The organism is Acinetobacter sp. MD2(2019) (assembly GCF_035615615.1).
Taxonomy (GTDB): Bacteria; Pseudomonadota; Gammaproteobacteria; order Pseudomonadales; family Moraxellaceae; genus Acinetobacter.
The window spans coordinates 1-596 of the sequence record NZ_VTDU01000070.1; the positions used below are offsets into that span (position 1 = coordinate 1).

Below are 596 nucleotides of genomic sequence, written 5' to 3' on the forward strand. Positions count from 1 at the left end.
GCCTTTCGGCCTCGCCTTAGGGGTCGACTCACCCAGCCCCGATTAACGTTGGACTGGAACCCTTGGTCTTTCAGCGAACGGGTTTTTCACCCGTTTTGTCGTTACTCACGTCAGCATTCGCACTTCTGATACCTCCAGCATACTTCTCAATACACCTTCATCGGCTTACAGAACGCTCCCCTACCACTTGACTAATGTCGAATCCGCAGCTTCGGCACATAGTTTTAGCCCCGTTACATCTTCCGCGCAGGCCGACTCGACTAGTGAGCTATTACGCTTTCTTTAAAGGGTGGCTGCTTCTAAGCCAACCTCCTAGCTGTCTATGCCTTCCCACATCGTTTCCCACTTAACTATGATTTTGGGGCCTTAGCTGGCGGTCTGGATTGTTTTCCTCTTAACTACGGACGTTAGCACCCGCAGTCTGTCTCCCGGATAGTACTCATAGGTATTCGGAGTTTGCATCGGTTTGGTAAGTCGGGATGACCCCCTAGCCGAAACAGTGCTCTACCCCCTATGGTATTCGTCCGAGGCGCTACCTAAATAGCTTTCGGGGAGAACCAGCTATCACCAGGCTTGATTAGCCTTTCACCCCTATC

The 596-nt window shown here is 51.7% G+C and carries 1 rRNA gene; it reads right to left on the minus strand.

What is annotated here, in order from left to right:
* Nucleotides 1-596 (minus strand): 23S ribosomal RNA (locus tag I2F62_RS13105); the annotation flags it as partial.